Raw genomic sequence first — 18,355 nt, forward strand, 5'->3', positions numbered from 1 at the left:
GAAACAGCAAATGATATTGCTGTATCAGATGGGAATTTTACTCCTTTTTTTATTGTCCTATATTAATAAGTGTAGAATTTTGTCGAAATAAGAGTTGATGTTTGAAATATCACTACTTAGGGATAAGTAGGTGGAACCATGAAATTGCAGCCTGACAGCCAATGTTATCCAAACAATCCGCATATTGTACCAATCTGTTAATTTTTCTACAAATTTTGTGAAATGCTGTTAAAATGAGTAAAGAATGAGTGATAGAAAGAGTGATATTTTTGAAATGGTATAAAAAAGTGAGAAACTGGTTTCAAGATGAAGAAATCATTGAAATAGAAGAAATTATCCTTGATGAACCAATTGATAAAGAAAAATTAAAAAAGATGGACTTTTCTAACCTTAAGGAAAAAACGAAATCAATTCAGGTGGGACCCGGGGCGGCACCCATTTCTCCAATGAAAACAAACGCTCCGGATGCAAAGGTTCTCTATCAATACCCGAAAGGAAATTTTAAATTTCCATTGATACCGGACCATGACCGGTTAAACAGAAAAAAAGAGGCAGAGCACAGAGGCGGGGCTGCCGAACAGAAGCGGACAGGACGCCAGGAGCAGACTGAAACGAGGAGAAAAGTGGCTCCGGTATCTGTTGAAAATAAGCCGAGGAAGATTCAGCCTTCCAATATTCCGTTCCGGCCTACAGAAACTCCATCTCCCATTTACGGATTAGAGCAGCGACCGGAAAAGAAAGAACCTAAAGAGCAAGATAAAGTTGAATTCGAGCTTAAAAGCAAGGAACCAACTCCTGTAAAGCTGGACAGAGAGCCGTATGATGTTCCTGCCATCTACCGAAAAAAAGAAAAGGAAATATTGTCTGAAGTTGCTGCTTCTTCACAGTCTTCCGTTTTATCAGAGGATGTTGCTGAACCTGATAACAGCTGGGTGTCCACAACTGAACCGGACTTGGGCACAAATCTACATAGTGAAACTGCAGAGTTAGAGCATGATAGATATAATGATTCAAGTGAAAATCGACTTCATGCATTCGAAGGAAAAGCTGTTTCCACAAATCCCGAAAAGAAGGTCGAAGAAGAGCTGGAGACAGGACGTCCGCGAAAAAAACATCTCCCATTCAATGTGATGATGACAAAGCAAGATAAAGATGTTTGGAAGCAAAGTGGAGGACTTGTAAAAAAAAACCGTTTAGAGCATGAAACGAATAAAAGACAAGAAGAAGCACTTGCTATGAAAAGTAAAGATGACGATGCAAAAGAGGCACCTTATTATGCTTTCCCATCCATTAATTTGCTGACACCACCGGCCTATGCCCAAAGTGATCGGGAGTGGTTGAATAATCAGTCGCAATTATTAAATGACACGCTGAAAAACTTCAATGTCAGGGCGAAAGTAGTAAATGTAACGCAGGGACCTGCGGTGACGCGTTTTGAAGTACAGCCGGAACCGGGAGTTAAGGTCAACAAGATTACGAATTTATCAGATGATATTAAGCTTAGCCTCGCTGCGCAGGATATCCGGATGGAAGCACCCATTCCAGGAAAACACACAATCGGGATTGAAATTCCGAATCGTAAAAGCAAACCGGTATTTTTACGAGAGGTGCTTGAAAGTGAAGCGTTCAGAAAAAACACATCACCTCTGGCTGTTGCGCTTGGACTGGATATTTCCGGAGAGCCAATCGTCACTGATTTAAATAAAATGCCGCATGGGTTAATCGCTGGCGCGACAGGCTCGGGTAAGAGTGTATGTATTAACACGATGCTTATCAGTTTGTTGTATAAAGCTACACCTCAGGAATTGAAGCTTCTGCTGATTGATCCAAAGGTGGTCGAGCTAGCGCCTTATAATAACATTCCTCATCTTGTAAGCCCGGTCATCACCGATGTTAAGGCTGCTACTGCGGCATTGAAATGGGCGGTTGAAGAGATGGAGCGCCGTTATGAGCTATTTGCCCATACTGGTGTCCGCGATATCAGTCGTTTTAATGAAATGGCTGAAAAATCCGGGCAATACGCTGATAAGCTGCCTTATATCGTTGTGATCATCGATGAGCTTGCTGATTTAATGATGATGTCACCTGCGGATGTAGAGGAAGCGATCAGCCGGATTGCCCAGAAAGCTCGCGCATGCGGTATTCATCTGATCGTTGCCACACAGCGGCCTTCTGTGGATGTTATTACAGGATTAATTAAAGCGAACATTCCTACACGGATTGCTTTCTCCGTTTCCTCACAGGTGGATTCCCGTACAATCATTGATAGCGGGGGCGCCGAAAAGCTGCTCGGTAAAGGAGATATGCTGTTCGCGGAAAATGGATCTTCGAAATCGGTTCGCTTGCAAGGCACATATGTTAGTGATGGAGAAATCGATCAAGTCGTGAGGCATGTGAAAAACGAACAAGCGCCGAATTATTTATTTGCACAGGAAGAACTGTTGAACAAGGCCCAGGTTTCTGAAGAGACGGATGAATTATTTTATGAGGCCTGCGAATTCGCGGTCAATCAGAACGGCGCATCTGCTTCCAGCCTTCAAAGAAGGTTTCATGTAGGCTATAACAGAGCCGCAAGATTGATTGAAGTGATGGAACGCCAAGGAATTCTTTCTGAATCAAGAGGCAGCAAACCTCGCGATGTGTTAATATCTGAAGAGGAACTTGAATATATCCTTGAGACGAATGGCGAAAACTAACGTCATCAATCGGGCCGCGATCATTTATAATTTTGGATATCATAAATGGTAACTAAGCTAAGGGCTTTGAATAGGAATTAGGGGAGCACTTTGGATGAAGGAAATCGAGTTGAAATTGAAGGGTGAAATCAAGAGGTTAACGAATCATACTTTTAAATTTGATGAAAGAGTGAAGGAGGGATGGTTTTCGGCCGTTTATTTTCTAAAAACGAAAGAAATCGCTGAAGATTTTTGTCCCGATCATACCGTAACGATGCAATTCTTTCAAAGAAAACATGCCGTACTGTGCGGAACAGATGAAGTGATTGCATTGATCAAGACATTCGCGGACCATCCTGATTCGCTTGAAATTCACTCTTTACAAGACGGCGATCAAATCAGTCCGTTTGAAACGGTCCTTACGATTACGGGACCTTATCAGGAATTCGGCTATCTAGAAGGGATCATTGATGGCATTCTCGCCCGCAGAACTTCCGTAGCCACAAATGTATATAATGTTGTAAAGGCCGCAGCTCATTCAGGAACACAAAAACCTGTGATTTTCATGGGTGATCGCGATGACCATTTTACACAGCAGGCCGGAGACGGCTATGCCGCCTATATTGGCGGAGCCACTGCCCAGGCTACTCATGCCATGAGCGAATGGTGGGGCAAAAAGGGTATGGGGACGATGCCGCATGCGCTTATTCAGCTATTTAATGGCGATATTGTCGCAGCTTCTGAAGCTTATCATAAAAAATACCCAGAAGATGAATTGATCGCGCTTGTTGATTATAACAATGACGTGATTACCGATTCATTGAAGCTAGCCAGAGCCTTTGGTGATACTTTGCGCGGGGTCCGGATAGATACATCGAAAACAATGATCGATAAATATTTTGTTAGGAATCAACATCTGCTTGGTACTTTTGATCCAAGAGGAGTGAACGCAGAGCTGGTATTTGCGTTGCGTAAGGCGCTTGATGAGGAAGGCTTTCAACATGTACGCATCCTTGTAAGCGGAGGTTTTACCAAAGAGAGGATCGAGGAATTTGAGCAAGCTGGTGTTCCCGTCGATTTGTACGGAATTGGCAGCAGTCTCTTGAAAATTACCGTGAGCTTCACTGGCGATAATGTGCTTTTGAATGGTAAACATCAGGCAAAAGAGGGGCGCAGATACCGCCCGAATCCAAGACTTGAAAGAGTGGAATAGATGTCGAACAGGGAATTTCCAAAGTTTTTAATTATTGGCATGCACCTTACATAGTCGACATGCGGAAAAAGTGATATAATTGGCTTCATTGACTGAAGTAGAAAACCTAAATGAAACAGCAAAGAATTAAGCCATCATTATGGGTAAATGGAGCCTTACGCTCTGTCCATTGATAGGCAAATAACAGAAAACGTCATATACTGTCATACAGATAGACGACTGGTGGAGGTTCTATTTATGACTGCTTACCATTTTGTTGGAATCAAAGGTTCGGGCATGAGTGCACTGGCACAGGTGCTTCATGATATGAATCTAGATGTTCAGGGTTCCGATTATGAAAAAAATTTTTTTACACAGATTGCTTTAGAAACGGCCGGAATTAAAATCCTTCCATTCAGTGAAGAAAATATACAGCCGGGTATGACAATCATCGCCGGGAACGCTTTTCCTGATACACACCCTGAGATCACAAGAGCGATGGAACTTGGCTTACCTGTAATCCGTTATCACCGTTTCCTTGGTGATTTCCTGAAGAGTTTCATAAGCGTAGCCGTAACCGGAGCGCATGGCAAGACGTCAACGACCGGTTTGCTTTCGCATGTCATGAGCGGGCCAAAGCCGACGTCCTTCCTAATTGGAGATGGCACGGGTAAAGGTGTAGAGGATGCGGAATATTTTGTATTTGAAGCATGTGAGTATCGCCGGCATTTCCTTTCTTATGTACCGGATTACGCTATAATGACAAACATTGATTTTGATCATCCTGATTATTATGCGAATATTGAAGACGTTTTTCAGGCGTTTCAGGAGATGGCGCTGCAAGTGAACAAAGGAATCATTGCCTGTGGGGACGACGAACAGCTTCAGCGTATCCAGGCAAAGGTACCGGTGATTTTCTATGGATTTGCCGAGGGAAATGACTTTCAAGCAAGAAACATAACAACTTCTGAAAAAGGAACGACCTTCGATGTTTTTGTCAGGAATACGTATTATGAAACATTCACGATCCCGACATATGGCAATCACAGTGTACTGAATGCACTTGCAGTTATTGCCTTGTGTAAATATGAGAACTTGGATACAGAAGCGGTCAAAGCTCAGCTTTTAACATTCAGTGGAGTAAAACGCCGTTTTACTGAAAAAGCAGCGGGAAGCCAAATTATAATTGATGACTATGCACATCACCATACCGAGATTAGAGCAACGATAGATTCAGCGAGGCAAAAATATCCGGAGCGGGAAATCGTAGCTGTGTTTCAGCCGCATACTTTCACTCGCACCCAAGCATTCCTAGGGGAATTTGCCGAAGCGCTTAATTTAGCGGATAAGGTATATCTTTGCGAAATATTTGGCTCCGCCCGTGAAAATCAAGGCAAGCTTACGATTGAGGATTTACGAGAGAAAATTCCAGGTGGGGAAATCCTTAGTGAAGAAGATACCGCTCCGTTATTAAAGCATTCTAATGCCGTGATTTTATTTATGGGTGCCGGGGATATTCAAAAATTCCAGGAAGCTTATGAAAAGTTAATTCAGCAGGTACAATAAGAAAAGCGGAAATCCAGTTTGATGGATTTCCGCTTTTTGCTTCTGAATATTCAATATTCATTTACTGAAGGTAGGACATATCACCGAAATTCACAATATATCAACGAAATCTAGGATATATCACCGAAACTCAGAATATATCACCGAAACTGGACATATCACCGAAATCAGATATATCACCGAATTTCGCAATATATGATCGAAATCCAGAGTATATGCCCGAAATCGGAATTATTCTTATTTCAAATTTTCGGGATTTAATTTTTCCAATTCAGGCAGAACGAAACGGCCATCTTTGCGGATTAATACGTCATCGAAATAAATTTCACCGCCGCCGTACTCAGGCCGTTGAATATTGACCATATCCCAGTGAATATTGGATTGGTTTCCATTGTAAGCATCATCATAGCATTGTCCCGGCGTAAAGTGGAAACTGCCGTCGATTTTCTCATCAAACAGGATATCCTGCATCGGATGGAGAATGTACGGGTTCACGCCGATCGCAAATTCACCGATAAAACGCGCTCCTTCATCTGTGTCAAAGATTTTGTTGATACGCTCTGTGTCATTTGCTGTTGCTTCAATAATTTTTCCATCCTTGAAAGTCAATTTCACATTTTCAAAAGTAAAGCCTTGGTAAGGAGAAGGAGTATTGTACGTAATAACGCCGTTTACGGAATCCTTCACAGGAGCTGTGTACACTTCGCCGTCAGGAATATTTAACTCGCCGGCACATTTGATGGCTTTAATGCCCTTAATGGAGAAGGTTAAGTCGGTCCCGGGACCTGCCAGGCGGACTTTGTCTGTGTTGTCCATCAATTCAACCAGGCTATCCATCGCATCGCTCATGTTTCCGTAATCGAGGTTACATACATCAAAATAGAAATCCTCAAACGCTTCAGTGCTCATTTTTGCCAGCTGGGCCATGGAGGAAGTCGGATAGCGGAGAACGACCCATTTTGTTTTTGGTACACGAATTTCCCTATGCACCTTCTTAAAAACGGTGTTTCCATGGATCGCCATCTTGTCAGAAGAAACATCGGCATGCTCATTAATGTTATCACCAGAGCGAAGCCCGATATAAGCATCCATTTTGCTCATCACTTCAGCTTCGAAATCGGCCATCATATTAAATTGCACTTCCTGGGCGCCCAACAGTAACGCACGGTCTACCTGTTGATCCTTCAAATTAACAAAAGGATAACCGCCGGCGGCATAGGCCTCATTCACCAGTGCTGTGACAAGCTCGCGCTGAAGGCCGAAATTTTCAATTAAAACCTTTTCCCCTTTTTGAAGTTTGACCGAATAATTGATTAAGTTCTTCGCAAGCCTCTCTATTCTAGGGTCCTTCATAATCATTCCTCCATATGTAAATGTTAATTTCTTATATATTCTAACCGGAAAAATGATTAATTTCACTTTTCAATGCTAAAAATAATAGCATTTATCGGTTAAAATAGTGTCTATTAGAAATAATAAATGAATGAGAAGCAAAGATTTTATGAAAGGCAGGAATTTTAGGGACTATATTGAAAAAATAAATACGTTTATAATAAAAGGGAACGTGGTATTTAAACATTACAACATAAACGGTACGATGTACTGAAACAATCATTGGAGGTGCTTTATGGAAGTCATATTATATTTGAGTGCTGCCATAGCAGCGATTGCTTTTTTAGTTTTGGTTATATTCCTATCAAGGACATTAAAATCTCTTCAGGCTACGCTTGATAGCGTAGCACACACATTGGATGGCCTTGAAAGGCAAATGCAAGGGGTAACGGTTGAAACAGCGTCTCTCCTTCATAAAACGAACGCACTTGCAGAGGATCTGCAAAAGAAATCAGAAAACCTGAATTCAGTCGTTTACGCGGTAAAGAATGTGGGAACATCGATTCAAAACTTTAATTCATCGATCCAAAAGGTGTCTGATAAAGTACAGACGGGTATTGATAACAATCAGGAAAAGATTTCTCAAATTGTTCAATGGAGCAATGTGGCAATGGAAATCCGTGATAAATGGAAAGCACGAAAAAAAACGAACCTGCCTGCTGTTCAGACTACATCCCTCACAGAAACGAGAGTAGAAGAAACAGATAATTTAGCAAAAAAGAGATTTCTAAGATCGCATTAAAATCTGAAAGGAGCAATTACTCATGACTCAAAAAGATTATCCGGAATACACAAGAGATTACCAAAGGCCTTACCAGGAAGACCAAACAAGCACCAAGGATTTCATTATGGGAGCATTGATCGGCGGGGTAGTAGGAGCGGCCACTGCTCTTTTCATGGCCCCTAAATCCGGCAAGGATTTACGCAATGACTTAAATGTTCAAGCAAAAAATCTATCAGATAAAACGGAGCAATTTAGACAAACAGCTATGGAAAGAGGGGGCAGTTTTGCTGAGACTGCCAAGCAAAAAACGAACAATGTAACCGAAATGGTAACAAACAAATCAGCGGACTTGATGAATAAAGTAAAAGACATGAAAGGAAACAACGGAGAATCTTCTTCTAAAGACAGTGGTGGAAGCGTAAGCGACTATTCCACTTCAAAGGCCCCGACAACTGATTTAAAAGCTGCTTCTAACGGCACATCTACCGCTGATGCAACTTCTTCTTCCGCCACGACACCAGGCAGCAATGCGGCCAAGTTGAAGCTGGATGAAACAAAAAAGGCGTTTGAAGAAACCGAAAACCGCTACAATTAATATATGTTCCAAAACGAATACGGACAAGCCGGATTTTTGGCATAGAGGGCGATGAAGTGGTAAGATGACTTCATCGCTTTTATGTGTAACCGATGAAAGGAGAAAGAAAAATGACTGCAAGGAAAATTGAAACACAAGAACAATTTGAGGAACTGGCAAAGCAGGATAGCTTTTTACTTATCAAGCATAGCCTGACATGCCCTGTAAGCGGTGCTGCTTTTGAAGAGTATGAAGGCTTCCTTGAAGAGCATGCTGACCTTAACACTGCTTATCTTGCAGTGCAAGAAGCCCGCCCGCTTTCCAATTATGTAGCGGACACCTTCAATATAAAACATGAAACGCCGCAAGCAATTTTATTTAAAAACGGTGAACCTGTTTGGAATGCTTCCCATTGGAAAATCACGAACGAATCTTTATCAAACGCACTAAAATCATAGAGTATTATGAATAGCCTTTCCCAATCAGGGAGAGGCTTTTTTTTTTGATTTAAAGAATGATAAAAAAAGAATGGTTGATTTTTCATACATTATATATTAAATTTTTAGAATATAACATTTTTTGCGGTACCTAAAAACAAGGGGGATTTTCTAGTGAAAAAGAGAATAAGTGCAGTACCATTAATCCTTGCAGGCCTTCTCGCTTTAGCGGGTTGCAGCAGTGACGCTTCAAACGGTGACAATGGAAATAAAGCAGACGAGAAAAAGCAGTATACGATTGGGATGACTCAATTTGCTCCGCACGCCTCGTTGGATGCAGCGACTGAAGGATTTAAGAAGGGTCTTGCAGACAATGGATTTAAAGAAGGCGAAAATGTGAAATTTGATTTCAAAAACGCTTCGGGTGACCAGAATAACACCCAGCCGATTGCGAATAACTTTGTAGGCGATAAGGTTGACCTAATATTCACGAATGCTACGCCAAGCGCAGTAAGCGCATTAAATGCTACCAAAGAGATTCCGATCCTCTTCACATCCGTAACAGACCCGGTTGGGGCAGGTTTGGTTGAAGCACTGGACAAACCGGGAAGCAATATTACAGGCACGACTGATAATCATCCCGATGCAACGGGCAAAACAATTGATTTCATTACAAAAGAAATCGGCGCCAAGAAGATCGGAGTTGTTTACAATTCAGGTGAACAAAACTCAGTGGTTCAGGTGGAGCAGGTGGAAGAGCTGGCAAAGAAAAATGGCGCCAAGCTTATAAAGACATCCATTTCTACAACTGCAGAAGTCAAACAGGCAACTGAATCATTAGTAGGAAGAGTTGACGCCATTTACATCCCGACAGATAACACAGTTGTTTCTGCCCTTGAATCTGTTATTTCAGTTGCAAACAGCAAAAAGATTCCGTTGTTTGTCGGTGAATTGGATTCCATGAAAAAAGGGGCAGTTGCAGCGAGCGGGTTTAGTTACGCCGATATTGGCTATCAAACCGGTGTAATGGCAGCGGCTATCTTGAAAGGCGAAAAGAAACCTTCTGACATACCGGTTGAACTTCCAAAAGACTTGAAGTTGATGATCAATAAAAAGGCTGCAGAGACACAGGGAGTGAAGATCAAGCCGGAGTGGGAGAAAATCGGCGAAATTTATGAAGGAGAATAAGGAAGGATGATTTACGATGTTCACAGCTTTGTTTTCTGCATTTGAATCGGGAATCATCTATGCCATTATGGCACTTGGCGTTTATTTATCTTTCAGAATTCTGGATTTTCCTGATTTGACGGTTGACGGCAGCTTTGTCACCGGGGCAGCTACAGCAGCCATTTTAATTGTAAACGGGGTCAATCCATTTACGGCAACAGTCGTTGCGATGTTAACCGGCTTCCTTGCCGGGTGCTTGACAGGGCTTCTGCATACGGTTGGTAAAATTAATTCATTATTATCTGGAATATTAATGATGATCGCCCTTTATTCTATTAACCTTAGAATTATGGAGGGGAGATCGAATGTTCCTTTGCTCAATACAAATTCCGTTTTTACACATATCAGAGATGCCTGGAGCAACATCGGTATCGATACGGCACTAAATAATGCTCTAGCGGCAATCGGACTAGGGGATAGCCTGCCGCAGACATGGAGCATTTTGCTTTTCATGCTTGTGATTACTTTTATCATAAAAATTTTAACCGATCTTTTTCTCCGGACAGAAATTGGCTTGGCGCTTCGGGCAACAGGAGACAACCAAAGAATGATCCGAAGCTTTTCTGCCAATACGAATATCATGATTGTATTAGGACTCGGTTTGTCGAATGCATTGGTCGCGCTTTCTGGTTCATTGATTGCGCAGCAAGGCGGATTCGCAGATGTCGGGATGGGGATCGGGATGATCGTCATTGGTCTTGCGTCCGTGATCATCGGAGAAGCCCTGTTTGGGGTAAAAACAATCGCCCGGGCTACTTTGGCAGTAATCGGCGGCGCGATTATCTATCGAATAGTTGTGACGCTTGCACTCAGGGTTGAATTCTTTGAGCCTGGCGATGTAAAAATGATTACGGCTTTCATTGTGATACTCGCCCTCGTTCTTCCAAAGATTAGGGACGGATATAAAGAACGGAAACGAAAAGCCCGCAGACAGGCTGAACACAGAAAATCATTGCGTGTTCCTGCAGAAGGGAATGGTGACACAAGTGCTACAGCTGAGTAATATTCATAAGGTTTTTAATGAAGGCACATCTGACGAAAAGATAGCCTTGGATCATATTAATCTTCATCTGAAACAAGGGGACTTCGTAACAGTGATTGGCAGTAATGGGGCGGGAAAATCGACACTGATGAACCTTGTCTCAGGAATGCTGCAGCCGGATTTAGGGGAAGTGAAAATTGAAACAAAAAATGTCACCTATCTCCCAGAATACAAGCGCGCCAAATTGATCGGGAGAGTTTTCCAGGATCCGATGGCCGGAACTTCTCCGACAATGACGATTGAGGAAAATTTAGCGATGGCTTATTCCCGCAATAAAAGAAGAACCTTAAAAAGCGGAGTAACGAAAAAAAGAAAAGAATTCTTTAAGGAAGTTCTAGAAACACTTCATCTCGGCCTTGAAAACAGGCTTTCAGCTAAAGTTGGCCTTCTGTCGGGGGGAGAAAGACAGGCGCTTTCTTTGCTGATGGCAACCTTCACGGAGCCTTCCATCCTCTTATTGGATGAGCATACAGCAGCCCTAGATCCATCACGTGCCGAGCTGATTACTTCATTGACGAAAGAGATCGTGGAAAGGTATCAATTAACTACGATCATGGTTACCCATAATATGCAGCAAGCTTTGGATTTAGGAAACAGGCTGATCATGATGGATAAAGGGCAAATCATTTTAGAAGCTGACGAGGAAAAGAAAAAAACATTAACAATTGAAAACTTGATGCAAGAGTTCCAAAGCATCCGCGGAACACGCTTGGCAAACGACCGGGCGCTATTGACATAATAAAAAGGGCCTTCTCTTCATCACAAAGAGAGGGCCCTTTATTGGTATCACCAGTCCGGACAAATATAAATTACAAACGATGCGGCATCGTCGCCCAAACGATTTTTAATTCGTCACCGGCGGAAACCGGTTGATCAAATCCAGTTTCTTGATTATTATTCAAAAGGGAAAACCGGCCATTTGACGTATTGGGCATATCGATTTCTACAAACCTGAAAATATCTTGAAAAAGAAACGGTTCTATTTTACGCTGGACGCACTTTAAAACAGCGCCGTTCTTAATCAAATCTTCTTCTGCCAAGAGCTCCCCGTCGTGATAAAATTCAGTCAGACTCTTCGATAATATGATTCTTTCTCCATTGAAAGTGACAGGGATGGAGTGATTCATTTGTACGTTGATGGCGTTTGCCAAATTAGCAATACTTGGGATTGAAGCAGCTATTACGTTGATTTCATCTCGATCTTCAAACGGGCTCCCCGGCTGTGCCTGCCGTCCATTTCTCTCAATCTTTCCGGAAAAATGGCTAATCTGTTTGTCATTCTCATTTATCCTTATTACAAATGGCTTGACATGGATAAGCAGATACTCCAAGGAAAGCAATGAAAGAGCCTCCTTGATGGTTTGCGGAAGGCGGCAAATGATCTCATCCCTGTCTTTCACAAGATCATTACCGCTTATGACAGCGCCGTTGCTCATAATTTGAGCTTCTAGCGTATACTTCTTACCGTTTATCGTCATGACTTTTTTCGGTACATGATCGATTAGATCATAAACGCGTACAGAAGATGAAAAGCCGTCCATTCCTTTCTCGACGGTTATCTCGTCATCATTTTTTACTTCGTCATCCAATGACGCTTCCACTCCGTTTAAAAGCAGGAACGGTTTTTTTCCATGCACGCCCGGGATGGTAACGATTTGCCCGTTCAGGTTGACCATCATCGCCATACCGGGTTTTCCATATAATTTGTTTAACTTGATTCCCGCGGTAAGTAAACAATCGCCTACTGTCATTCGTTTCATATCGAATAATCTGACAGCCTGGCCATTGACCATGACGCTCATATATTGAATCGGATTTTGGTGGGCGGCAATCGCTATCCCGATTGGTGTCACAAGCTCGGGCCCTTTCGTCAGCGTATCAGCTAAAGATAGGTTCTGTATCGCATCCAAGTCCCTGATTCCGACCCGGTTTGCAGGAAGAGCCAGCTTATCGGCTAGAATGGCAGGAAGCTCAGGCGTTAAACTCCCGCCGCCAACGAGCATTACCGCTTTTGGTGACTTGTCGCTGTTCAATGACAATATTTCGGTACATATTGCCTCAGCAAGGCGATCAAGGGCAGGGGAAATTTGTGCTATGACTTCTTGTCTCGGTAAGGATGTTTCAAACCCAAGAATATCTGTCACTGTGACTTCCTCTTGCTCGGTCAGCTGTCGCTTTGCTTTTTCCGCAAGAGGGAAATCAAGCAAAAGCTGGTCGCTGATCGCTTCCGTTATTTCGTCTCCAGCAACGGGAACCATACCATAGGCGATAACGGTTCCAGAATCAGTAAGCGCAATGTCTGAAGTGCCCGCCCCGATATCCACCAGGGCCACATTCAATCTTCTCATCGATTGGGGAATGAGGACATTTATCGCGGCAATCGGCTCGAGGGTCAAAGCCTGCATTTCCAGATTGGCCCGCTTTAAGGCGGCGACAAGCGATTCAACGACTACCTTTGGCAGAAAAGTCGCAATGATCTCGACTGAAGCCTCATCGCCTCTTTGATCGATTAAATTGCCGATTTCTTGTCCGTCAAGGCGATAATATAAAACGGAATAACCGACACAATAATAATGGGACAAAGCATGCGCGGTATTTTTTTCCGCGACGAGGGCCTGTGCCTGCTGAACAGCACTTAATTCTAAATGAAGGATATCCTCACGACTCATCATTGGCTTCCCTTTGATATCGCTTGTAATTGTTGCCCGCTCTGTTTTAAGCGCCCGCCCTGCCGCAGCAACAGAAACTTTATGTAAAAGGCCATGCTTTTTCTCGAGTTCAGCTTTTACTTCTTGAATGACCTTTGAGACGGCGACTACATCATGGATCTGTCCGTCGAGCATGGCCCGTTCAGTATGCTCCTTTGTCAGGATATCTTTGACATGAAAATGTAAATCCTGCTTTTCCAGAATGATGCCAACTACGGAGCGAGTACCAATATCAAGTGCGAATATCTTTTCCTGCAATGAAAACACCTTCTCTTTATGAAAGTATACTTTAGCGCTTAAAAGCGTTTAATTATTAAAGAAAAAAATAGTGACATACTACTTTATATCATATATAATAATCTCTAATTATATAAGAATGTATCATATTTTCTCTATTCATTAAAGCAGCCGGAAGCAATTGCGAGATTGTCATCACTCGTTCAGTTAGAACAGGACTGATGATTGTCGAACCGGACGTATCTTAAAAGGCGAAAGGAAGGATTATGATGAGCAACACAGAACTTGAAACACTGCGTGGTAAACTGGATGACGTTAATCTTGAATTACTAGAGCTTATTAATAAGCGTGCAGAACTGGTACAGGAAATCGGCCGCGTTAAAGAAAAACAAGGTGTGAACCGTTATGATCCGGTTCGTGAAAGAAAGATGCTCGATTTGATTGAGTCCAATAATAACGGACCGCTTGACCAGGCTTCCCTTAAACATATCTTCAAAGAAATCTTTAAGCTCGGTCTGGACCTTCAGAAGGACGATCATAAAAAAGCCTTATTGGTTTCAAGAAAGAAAAAGCCAGAAGATACGATAATCAATCTTAAAGGTGAGTTGATTGGCAATGGTATACCAAGCTTTGTATTTGGACCGTGTGCGGTCGAGTCTTATGAACAGGTTGCAAAGGTTGCGGAAGTAGTAAAGAGTAAAGGTCTTAAATTATTGCGCGGAGGCGCTTATAAGCCACGTACTTCGCCTTATGATTTCCAAGGGCTGGGCGTAGAGGGTTTGAAAATCTTAAAGCGCGTTGCGGATGAGTACGGACTGGCAGTCATCAGTGAAATCGTTAGCCCGAATGACATTGAAACAGCTGTTGATTATATTGATGTCATCCAAATCGGCGCAAGAAACATGCAAAACTTTGAATTGCTGAAAGCGGCGGGAGCCGTGAATAAACCAGTGCTTCTAAAGCGCGGTATGGCTGCGACAATTGATGAGTTCATCAACGCAGCAGAATATATCATGGCTCAAGGAAATGGCAATATTATTCTTTGTGAAAGAGGAATCAGGACATATGAGCGGGCGACACGCAATACGCTTGATATATCAGCGGTACCGATTCTGAAACAGGAAACGCACTTGCCGGTCATGGTCGATGTCACCCATTCTACTGGTAGACGTGATTTGCTTCTTCCAGCCGCAAAAGCTGCTTTGGCCATCGGGGCCGACGGTGTTATGGCTGAGGTTCATCCCGATCCTTCTGTGGCCTTATCAGATTCGGCCCAGCAAATGGACTTTGACCAATTTGAGGAGTTCTACCGTGAAATCCAAAAGCAGAACTGGGTAACGGTTTGACCGATACCATTTTTAAATAGTTCGAACGAAAAACAGCCCTTATGTAGCGATTGCTAGGGCTGTTTTTCTTGGTATAGATCACCATATAGTACAAATTCTACAATTTTCGCCAAAAAGTAAGACAGATACATTTGCAGTAAATGGGTTGCTGTCGTATGATTATATACATAAAAGTGTGTTTTCTCATCGTAAATCATTTATTTGTTCCGATAATCTATCTATTATTGTTCAACCGTGAACATTCCATATTGTTATTCTTGCTTTTTTAATGCCCTATAGCAGATAGAGATTGAAAAGAACCAAAATAAACAATTTATATTCAGGGAAAAATACAGGAAATGAAGGAGTGGTAAAAATGAATAATATAACGATTTATGACGTGGCCCGTGAAGCTAGCGTCTCAATGGCCACGGTATCGCGAGTTGTTAACGGGAATCCGAATGTTAAACCGGCCACCAGAAAAAAGGTATTGGATGTCATTGACCGCTTGGGTTACCGTCCGAATGCAGTAGCAAGAGGATTGGCAAGCAAAAAAACGACGACTGTCGGTGTAATCATCCCTGATATCTCCAGCATTTTCTACGCTGAATTGGCCAGGGGGATTGAAGATATCGCTACGATGTATAAATATAATATTATTTTAAGTAACTCAGACGAAAATCAAGAAAAAGAATTTCATTTATTAAATACGATGCTTGGCAAGCAAGTGGACGGCATTGTATTTATGGGTTCCAATATAACCAATGAGCATGTTGAGGAATTTCAAAAATCTCCTGTTCCAATTGTGCTTGCGGGATCTGTGGAAGACACCGGTCAGGTTCCTTCTGTGAATATTGATTATGAGGCGGCAGCTTTTGATTCTGTAACTTTCTTCGCTGAAAAGGGACACCGAAAGATTGCTTTTGTCAGCGGAAACCTGTCTGAGCCTATTAATGCAAAAAAATTAGCAGGCTATAAAAGAGGATTGAAGAGCGCGAATTTACCTTTCGACGAATCTTATGTGGTGGATGGGGATTATACATATGATTCAGGCATTGAATCATTTGATAGGCTTATTGAAGCATCCGAAAAACCGACAGCGATTATTGTTGGTGCGGATGAGATGGCACTCGGAATCGTTCACGCAGCTCAGGATAAGGGTAATCAAGTTCCGGATGACTTTGAGGTAATCAGCTTTGATAACACCCGCTTGACGCTGATGGTTCGCCCGCAAATCACAACCATTGTCCAGCCCCTTTATGATATCGGTGCTGTAGCCATGAGATTATTAACGAAATTGATGAATAAGGAAATGGCGGATGAGCAGGAAAAGGTTGTCCTTCCACATCGGATAGAAAAACGTCAATCCACCAAATAAAAAACGTCCCTCGGGACGTTTTTTGATTCATTTAAAGCTTCCATTTGATGTCGAAGTCTTCCGATTAGATCTAATGGGATAGAGCGCTTTTTCAAGCGTTTGCTTGTTTTTTTCCATAATTTCAGGCTTGCGCGGGATTGGCTGATAGATGCCCGCGTGGTCTTCCCATTCCATAGGGAGTGTTACTGGAGACTCTGTTTGCCATTGTTCAATCCAATCCGGCGGTAGGGCCCCGGTGTTCTTTCTGTTCTCCGTCATTTCCAACCAGATCAAAGACCATGCCCTCGGAACGACACGCCAGATGTCATATCCCCCGCCGCCTACAGCTACCCAGCGGCCGTCACAGTACTCGTGGGCCATTTCATGAGCAAGCTTTGGTATTTCCTTGTATATCTTCATGGTTGAGGAAAGATGGGTCAACGGATCATAATAATGGGCATCTGCCCCGTTTTGTGTCAGAATGACATCCGGTTTGAAAAACTCGGCTACTTCCCGGAATGCGGCGGTGTATGCTTCCAGCCAGGAATCGTCCTCCGTAAAGGCATCGACAGGTATGTTGAATGAATAGCCATAGCCTTTTCCCTGACCCCGCTCATTGATGTTGCCGGTTCCGGGAAATAAATATCTCCCAGTTTCATGAATCGATAACGTACAAACATTGGGGTCATCGTAAAAGGACCATTGCACCCCGTCCCCATGATGGGCATCGGTATCAACATAGAGCACTCTTGCATTATATTTTTCCTGCATATATTTGATGGCAACTGAGCTATCATTATAGATGCAGAAGCCTGAGGCCTTCCCTCTGAAACCATGGTGAAGCCCGCCTCCCAGGTTCAATGCATGCTTTGTCTGACCAGTCATCACTTGGTCGACCGCAGTCAAGGTACCCCCGACAAGCAGTGCACTTGCTTCATGCATCATCGAAAAGATAGGTGTATCCTCCGTGCCGATTCCGAAATTTGCTCCCTTTTCCTCTGAGAGCTTACCTTGCCCGGCAAGCTTGATAGCGTTTACATACCCTGGGTCATGAATGAGCTCCAGCTCTTCATCCGTAGCTATTCTTGGTTCAACAATATCCTCGTTAGTGATTGCATGGTGTTTTTTTAATAAATCAAGCGTTAATTGCAGCCTTTTCTGGTTAAAGGGATGTTTGTCACTGAACTTATAAGTTAAAAGTGCATCGGAGTAGACAAACACTGCATTTTTCTTCATGAAGGGATCCCCGGTAAACTTGGCCACAAAATTGTGTAGCCTTCATTTTTTAAATCCTCCACCACCATAAATGGATTCATTGTTTGGATACGAATTACAAGGACTTTATACGCTTCATCGTTTTTGTATGGGTATAGGAGCACACTTTGGATATTGGCATTTCTTTTTTTGATAATCGACGAAATCTCGTGAAGCATTCCTGCCTTATTCGGAACCTTTACTTCAATCTGGGAGCCCGGCTGAAGTGCTCCAGTCAGTTCTACATAGCAATGCAATAAATCAGTTCCGGTTAACATCCCTACTAATCTATTTTCTTTTACAATCGGGAGACAGCTTATACGATTTTCATAAAATACAGCGCCAACTTCCTCTACGAAGTCCAGAGGATGACCAGTGATGAGATCGGTTTTCATAATCGTGCCAAGCGGCTTTTGCAAATCTTCTTTGAATTCTTCTGTACGGAAAATAGAGGGTGCCGCCACGCGAATATCTTTGTCACTGACTAAACCAATAAGTTGGAATTGATCATTCACAATCGGAATATGCCGGATTTGCTTTTCCTTTATTATTATGACGGCCTCATGTATTGTATCGGTTTCCCTAAGAGTGATCATGTCTTTTATCATGATTTCTTCAACTTTCATCCTATAAGCCTCCTTTGTT

Annotated in this window: 15 protein-coding genes; 11 read left to right on the forward strand and 4 right to left on the reverse strand. The window is 42.7% G+C overall.

All coding sequences use genetic code 11. The features are described from left to right. Positions 1-446 precede the first annotated feature (446 nt). The 3 genes from LQ216_RS15355 to murC all read left to right on the forward strand — a co-directional run bounded on the left by LQ216_RS15355 (position 447) and on the right by murC (position 5,433). A complete protein-coding gene (locus LQ216_RS15355; protein WP_230130385.1) occupies positions 447-2,696 on the forward strand; it encodes a DNA translocase FtsK in 2,250 nt (749 codons plus the stop codon). A gap of 94 nt (positions 2,697-2,790) precedes the next feature. Continuing rightward, complete coding sequence (locus LQ216_RS15360; protein WP_230130347.1) at positions 2,791-3,888, forward strand: nicotinate phosphoribosyltransferase; 1,098 nt, start codon at positions 2,791-2,793, stop codon at positions 3,886-3,888. A 237-nt stretch (positions 3,889-4,125) separates the two neighbouring features. Further along, complete coding sequence (gene murC, locus LQ216_RS15365; RefSeq protein ID WP_230130348.1) at positions 4,126-5,433, forward strand: UDP-N-acetylmuramate--L-alanine ligase; 1,308 nt, start codon at positions 4,126-4,128, stop codon at positions 5,431-5,433. A 237-nt stretch (positions 5,434-5,670) separates the two neighbouring features. On the opposite strand, the gene LQ216_RS15370 is transcribed toward murC, so the two are convergent. Next, positions 5,671-6,786 (reverse strand): aminopeptidase, encoded by a 1,116-nt coding sequence (locus tag LQ216_RS15370; protein WP_230130349.1) that lies wholly within the window; start codon positions 6,784-6,786, stop codon positions 5,671-5,673. A 274-nt stretch (positions 6,787-7,060) separates the two neighbouring features. On the opposite strand from LQ216_RS15370, the gene LQ216_RS15375 reads away from it, so the two are divergent. The 6 genes from LQ216_RS15375 (at position 7,061) to LQ216_RS15400 (ending at position 11,568) form a co-directional block, all read left to right on the forward strand. Then, positions 7,061-7,567, forward strand: coding sequence for a DUF948 domain-containing protein (locus tag LQ216_RS15375; RefSeq protein WP_230130350.1), 507 nt, complete (start codon positions 7,061-7,063; stop codon positions 7,565-7,567). A gap of 22 nt (positions 7,568-7,589) precedes the next feature. Next, complete coding sequence (locus LQ216_RS15380; RefSeq protein WP_230130351.1) at positions 7,590-8,144, forward strand: YtxH domain-containing protein; 555 nt, start codon at positions 7,590-7,592, stop codon at positions 8,142-8,144. A 110-nt stretch (positions 8,145-8,254) separates the two neighbouring features. After that, positions 8,255-8,581 (forward strand): bacillithiol system redox-active protein YtxJ, encoded by a 327-nt coding sequence (gene ytxJ / locus LQ216_RS15385; protein WP_230130352.1) that lies wholly within the window; start codon positions 8,255-8,257, stop codon positions 8,579-8,581. A 153-nt stretch (positions 8,582-8,734) separates the two neighbouring features. Then, positions 8,735-9,748, forward strand: coding sequence for an ABC transporter substrate-binding protein (locus LQ216_RS15390; protein ID WP_230130353.1), 1,014 nt, complete (start codon positions 8,735-8,737; stop codon positions 9,746-9,748). 16 nt (positions 9,749-9,764) lie between these two features. After that, positions 9,765-10,790 (forward strand): ABC transporter permease, encoded by a 1,026-nt coding sequence (locus LQ216_RS15395; RefSeq protein WP_230130354.1) that lies wholly within the window; start codon positions 9,765-9,767, stop codon positions 10,788-10,790. Continuing rightward, positions 10,774-11,568 (forward strand): ABC transporter ATP-binding protein, encoded by a 795-nt coding sequence (locus LQ216_RS15400; protein ID WP_230130386.1) that lies wholly within the window; start codon positions 10,774-10,776, stop codon positions 11,566-11,568. The genes LQ216_RS15395 and LQ216_RS15400 overlap by 17 nt, the downstream gene beginning before the upstream one ends. Positions 11,569-11,638: 70 nt before the next feature. Here the strand turns inward: LQ216_RS15400 and LQ216_RS15405 are convergent, their stop codons facing one another. Continuing rightward, positions 11,639-13,795, reverse strand: coding sequence for a cell division protein FtsA (locus LQ216_RS15405; RefSeq protein WP_230130355.1), 2,157 nt, complete (start codon positions 13,793-13,795; stop codon positions 11,639-11,641). A gap of 248 nt (positions 13,796-14,043) precedes the next feature. Between LQ216_RS15405 and LQ216_RS15410 the strand changes: the two genes are divergently transcribed. Then, the gene (locus tag LQ216_RS15410; RefSeq protein WP_230130356.1) at positions 14,044-15,120 is read left to right on the forward strand and encodes a bifunctional 3-deoxy-7-phosphoheptulonate synthase/chorismate mutase; all 1,077 of its coding nucleotides are present in this window, start codon (positions 14,044-14,046) and stop codon (positions 15,118-15,120) included. Positions 15,121-15,475: 355 nt separating this feature from the next. Beyond that, on the forward strand, positions 15,476-16,477 hold the full coding sequence (gene ccpA, locus LQ216_RS15415) for a catabolite control protein A (protein WP_230130357.1): 1,002 nt from the start codon (positions 15,476-15,478) through the stop codon (positions 16,475-16,477). Positions 16,478-16,504: 27 nt separating this feature from the next. Here ccpA and LQ216_RS15420 read toward each other — a convergent pair whose 3' ends face one another. Then, on the reverse strand, positions 16,505-17,692 hold the full coding sequence (locus tag LQ216_RS15420; protein WP_230130358.1) for an acetoin utilization protein AcuC: 1,188 nt from the start codon (positions 17,690-17,692) through the stop codon (positions 16,505-16,507). Beyond that, positions 17,689-18,336 (reverse strand): acetoin utilization AcuB family protein, encoded by a 648-nt coding sequence (locus LQ216_RS15425; RefSeq protein ID WP_230130359.1) that lies wholly within the window; start codon positions 18,334-18,336, stop codon positions 17,689-17,691. The genes LQ216_RS15420 and LQ216_RS15425 overlap by 4 nt, the downstream gene beginning before the upstream one ends. Positions 18,337-18,355 lie beyond the last annotated feature (19 nt).

Source organism: Bacillus sp. CECT 9360 (assembly GCF_918741275.1).
GTDB lineage: Bacteria > Bacillota > Bacilli > Bacillales > DSM-1321 > Peribacillus.

Bases quoted from the DNA above. Each gene is read 5' to 3' on its own strand.
- LQ216_RS15360 (WP_230130347.1), top strand. From the start codon at position 2,791: ATGAAGGAAATCGAGTTGAAATTGAAGGGTGAAATCAAGAGGTTAACG.
- ccpA (WP_230130357.1), top strand. From the start codon at position 15,476: ATGAATAATATAACGATTTATGACGTGGCCCGTGAAGCTAGCGTCTCA.
- LQ216_RS15395 (WP_230130354.1), top strand. From the start codon at position 9,765: ATGTTCACAGCTTTGTTTTCTGCATTTGAATCGGGAATCATCTATGCC.
- LQ216_RS15375 (WP_230130350.1), top strand. From the start codon at position 7,061: ATGGAAGTCATATTATATTTGAGTGCTGCCATAGCAGCGATTGCTTTT.
- LQ216_RS15370 (WP_230130349.1), bottom strand. From the start codon at position 6,786: ATGAAGGACCCTAGAATAGAGAGGCTTGCGAAGAACTTAATCAATTAT.
- LQ216_RS15410 (WP_230130356.1), top strand. From the start codon at position 14,044: ATGAGCAACACAGAACTTGAAACACTGCGTGGTAAACTGGATGACGTT.
- LQ216_RS15355 (WP_230130385.1), top strand. From the start codon at position 447: ATGAAAACAAACGCTCCGGATGCAAAGGTTCTCTATCAATACCCGAAA.
- LQ216_RS15425 (WP_230130359.1), bottom strand. From the start codon at position 18,336: ATGAAAGTTGAAGAAATCATGATAAAAGACATGATCACTCTTAGGGAA.
- ytxJ (WP_230130352.1), top strand. From the start codon at position 8,255: ATGACTGCAAGGAAAATTGAAACACAAGAACAATTTGAGGAACTGGCA.
- LQ216_RS15380 (WP_230130351.1), top strand. From the start codon at position 7,590: ATGACTCAAAAAGATTATCCGGAATACACAAGAGATTACCAAAGGCCT.
- LQ216_RS15420 (WP_230130358.1), bottom strand. From the start codon at position 17,692: ATGAAGAAAAATGCAGTGTTTGTCTACTCCGATGCACTTTTAACTTAT.
- murC (WP_230130348.1), top strand. From the start codon at position 4,126: ATGACTGCTTACCATTTTGTTGGAATCAAAGGTTCGGGCATGAGTGCA.